1 pseudogene is annotated in these 957 nt (G+C 48.8%); it reads right to left on the reverse strand.

What is annotated here, in order from left to right:
• Positions 1-649 (reverse strand): annotated as a pseudogene (locus tag P792_RS37870) (hypothetical protein); the annotation flags it as partial.
• Between the last annotated feature and the right edge of the window lie 308 nt (positions 650-957).

The following is a 957-nucleotide window of genomic DNA, read 5'->3' on the forward strand; positions in this document are numbered from 1 at the left end:
TCTCTCTCACACTTGCGGCGGCAATCGTGAGATCCTGGGTTTGTCTCTGGGTATGCCCAGATAATGTGAGGCTTCCCTCCCGAATAGACGACGATGCCCTGCAGACCGCTTCAACACTCGTGGAGATAGCCGCGATGACCTGACGAAGGTCTTCAGCCGTTTCTGCTGAACGTATGGCAGACGCTTCATTCTGCAGATTCGCAGCTCGAACCAGAGAGAGGGTCGAACCAACTCCAAGGTACCGCCCTTCTCGCACTATGAGGAAACCGCGATAGAGATCGTGTGCGTCGGCACCAAGGAGTGAACGAGTGAAATCTGCTATGGCCACATCGTATTCGACAACTTTGGTCGGCCCTCTGAGGAGTAAGCCCACCTTCCGTCGGGTGTAGAGTGAACGTCCGAAACGTCCTGACATAACCGCGAAGAAAAACTGTCTATCGATAATCCCGACCGGTCGCCCGTCTTCATGTAAAACAGCGATCATTGAAAGATTGTCGTCATCTGTGAAAAGCTGGTTTACCGTAGCTCCGATATCATCACCCCCCAATACCGGAACAGTTTCCACAATATCTGCCATGATACGCGGCGGAGTACTGGTTATCTCGGTAAATTCCGAGGATATCAATGAACCAGAAAACATATCCGACATGAATACAGACCGTTTATATGACAAATATATGACGTTATATCATGGCACTAGCATTGATTCTCAAAACTTCGCCATGTGAACATATTACACAATATACTCACCTCGCGAGGCAATACTCGTAAATTTCTTCATTTTTTCATATTTGAGAGAGTCGGTAGCCACGATGGAAATGGCTACCGTGCGGTCGGTTCGTTCTAGCTCATGCTCTTAAGAACGTACCTCATTGTTCCAACCGGAAGAATGCGACCCGATCACGAAGTACGCTCGCGGCTTTGTCCAAGGACGAAATAGCTGCAGTATTTTCTTCT

Source organism: Asaia sp. SF2.1 (assembly GCF_000505765.1).
Classification (GTDB): domain Bacteria; phylum Pseudomonadota; class Alphaproteobacteria; order Acetobacterales; family Acetobacteraceae; genus Asaia; species Asaia bogorensis.